The sequence below is a fragment of the uncultured Ruminobacter sp. genome, from assembly GCA_902764345.1.
GTDB lineage: Bacteria > Pseudomonadota > Gammaproteobacteria > Enterobacterales > Succinivibrionaceae > Ruminobacter.
The window spans coordinates 1-3,226 of sequence record CACWVT010000098.1 but is presented as its reverse complement, the minus strand read 5'-3'; the positions used below and the strand labels follow the sequence as shown (position 1 = coordinate 3,226).

The 3,226-nt window shown below is 42.4% G+C and carries 1 protein-coding gene and 1 pseudogene; both read right to left on the bottom strand.

Going from position 1 to position 3,226, the window contains the following annotated elements; translation table 11 throughout:
* Positions 1-995: pseudogene (locus tag QZU58_RS10135) on the bottom strand (hypothetical protein); the annotation flags it as partial.
* Complete coding sequence (locus QZU58_RS10130) at positions 992-2,713, bottom strand: AAA family ATPase (RefSeq protein WP_294496498.1); 1,722 nt, start codon at positions 2,711-2,713, stop codon at positions 992-994. The gene QZU58_RS10130 and the pseudogene QZU58_RS10135, both read right to left, overlap by 4 nt.
* Positions 2,714-3,226: the final 513 nt, after the last annotated feature.

The following is a 3,226-nucleotide window of genomic DNA, read 5'->3' as shown; positions in this document are numbered from 1 at the left end:
TTATCCAGTCTTCCGGTAGCAGCAGATACAGTGTTGAGTTTTGTTTCCAGCACTCCGTCAAAGTTGTTTTTGGCGAGGTTGGAAAGGTACTCGTCAAGAGCTTTGCTGTTCTTTTCAATTTCGGTGGTTGAGCCTTTATAGGTCAAGGAAATGGTGTCACCGTTGTCCTTTGCAGTTATGCCAAACTGCCGGAGTGCTTTGGTTGAGCCTTGAGAGAAGGCAATAACCGCATCGGTTAAGGTGTTGATGTCTCTTCCGGTACCGTGGGCAATGGTGGCATAGGTCTTAAGCTGCTCGTTGGAATTGGTAAGTCCGTTGTTGCCTAAGTCTACAAAGGCTTTGGCGAGTTTATCCGTGGCGGTAGCCGTCTCATCCTCAAGGCCGTTCAGGCTCCAGAAGGTTTTCTGGGCGGTTTCCAGATCCCCGACCAGAGGCGACAGCTTGGCTGACATGTCCTCATATACACGAGAGGCCTCAAGTCCGGTGGAAATGATGCTCTTAAAACCATCAACAACTTCAGAGGCAAACTTGATGGCAAAACCCGTCATCAGCATTTTCCAGCCACCGGCATTTTTCTGCAGAACTCCGGTCTGATTATCCACAGCCTTGGTAACCTTTTTGATTTCAGCTTCCTGCTCCTGCATGATTTTCTTCTGCTCGGCAAGAGTGGTGTTGGCGTCTTTCTGCTGGGTATTCTGAGTATTTAAGGCCTTGCTGATTTCCTTTGTTACCTTACTTTGCTGTGTGCCGAGGTCGGTAACAGTTTTGGTCTGCTCGTTGATGGAGTCGGTTACGGTCTTAACGCTGTCATCAAGTCCGTGAATTGCGGCATTGGTAGCCTCTGCCTGTTTTGCCGAGGCATCAAGGTTTGCACCCATGGCAGCAGCCGAGGAGGAAACAGCGTCCTTCATAGCAGTCATTTCCTCGGCAATTTTGGAGAGTGAATCCGAGAGAGCTGACGTGTCGGCTGAAAGCCTGATGGTGCTGTCGTTCATTTGAAATTCCTGAAAATAAAAAAAGGATCTCGGTTAGGAGATCCTTCATACTGATGATCCTTGGTTTCAGTGCTGTAATTTATCCCAACCAGAATGATGTTCCTGTATTGTTTGATATAACGTTTAAAGTATTCCTTTGTTTTAATCTGCTTAATGGCCTCTTCAGCGGAATCGTCATACTTAAACTCAATCAGAATAAGAGGCTGTCTCCTTGTTATCGGCTCATACACTAAATCAACACGCCCCTTTCCTGCCTGATCTTCCCGGTGATAGCTGTAATCATCAAGAGTTGACCATAAAAGACCGGTCATCACACAATACGTAAGAGATTCCTCATCATTGTAGTCGAGCAGAGCTACAGCCGGAGAATTGTGAATATCCTGAATAATTGTGGCTACGGTTGTTCCGTCAAGTTCCTTGATAGCTTTGAGCAGGTTTTCTGAACGTCTGATGGTTTCCATTCGTTCATACCAGTTCTGCTCTCTGACAATATCCATCAGCACTGCTTTGATTTCGGCATTCGGAACATAGGCAACTTTACGATATTGATTTTTTGTTTCGGCACATCCAAGGTAACCGAGGCATACCAGAAGACTGAAGACATCATTTTTATCTTTTATGGTTACCATATCATTCTGGAAATTGGCACAGCTGAAAGTAACTTCATCACCTTCGATTAAATTGATGATGTCTTCCTTTATGCCGTCAAAATCCATATTGATCAAACGTACAAATTCCTCATTGGACGAAGTTCCGCTCCAGTAACTGATACATTCATTTCTAGTTACTGCCTTACACACAGAGTTAGGGTTGTAAATATCCACACCTTTGATTTTATAACCCTCGTACCAGCTCTTTAAATCATGATGTGAAACTTTACAATTAGGCGATTTTACAATGTTGGCTACCTCATCTTCCGTAAAACCAAAGTAAGGAGCATAATCCCCAGGAGAGAGCATGTTATATTCATCAAAGCCATTCAATGCTGATTGGGAATTGTATTTTTTGATTGGCAGAATACCGGTGAGATAAGCTAAGGCAAAGCAAGCTTTACCGCCATCAGATTTAAACAGATTTTTTAACAGTTTGATAAATTTCTTCTGCAAAACCTCGTCATCACGGTATTCACGATATACCAGATCCCATTCATCCATAATAAAAATGAATCTGGTATTTAAATCTTGGGTGATTGCAAGTAAAGTTTCCAGAAGTCCCATATTTCCAATTTGATGCTTTTCAAGACATTTTGAAAATTCATTACTCGATTTTAAATCTTTAATTACTGAATACTCGAAATAGTCAACCAGATCATTAACACCTTCGACTTTCTGTTTCTGACCTGAATAACCATCAAACAATCCGTCGATGGTATTCATATCAATGTAAATAACATCATATTTATTGAGATGTTCAGCATAGTTGTCTTTATCAGCAATATGCAGACCGTCAAATATTTTTGTGCCGATATACCCTTTGGAATAATAGGCTAAAAGCATATGGGCCGTTACGGTTTTTCCGAATCTGCGGGGACGGGTTACGGCAAAAAAACGTTTATCTGCATTGATCTTTGCAGACATCTTTTCTATAAAATCCGTTTTATCAACAAATATGTCTTTATCTTTGAAATTAACCAGTGTTTCAAAGCTGTTTTCCATGGTCGGATTCAGAATACTTCCCATGACTTTAACCTCCCCGAACTCAACATCATCGGCTGTCATTTTATCACAGCACTGAATTTTTATCCGTGATACAGGACGGAACTTCCTGTGAACAATTGGCCGTACTATTCATATGTCAGTAATTTAACTAGTATCAACAAATAATTCAACTGTTATCTGATGCCTAATCTGTTGATAAATCGTACATCAATAACGCTACCGTTTGTTCATCATTTGTTTAAACTTCTCAACCTCTCTGGCACAATCGCTCTCCGTCATTCCGGCTTTGTACCTTTCTTTCGGATGAGCCTCATAGTATTCCTCCTGAAAAACCACCGACCAGTAGTTAAACTCGGTGGTGGGATATTCCAGAACTTCAGAGATTGGGCGGTGGATTTCCCGGGCAATTCTCACCGCCAGTCTGAAAGTAAAACTGCCCCGGATTAGTTTTTTAAGCTGGTCTCGCTGGTGATGTTGAGAGCCGAGAAGGCGTTAACCAAAGCGTTCAGCACCTTGTTCGGCACGGATTCCATAAAGGCATTGAAGTCCTCCGGCTTTTCAGTGAGGTTTCCG

Coding starts and splice junctions, on each gene's coding strand:
- QZU58_RS10130 (WP_294496498.1), bottom strand. CDS start 2,713: ATGACAGCCGATGATGTTGAGTTCGGGGAGGTTAAAGTCATGGGAAGT.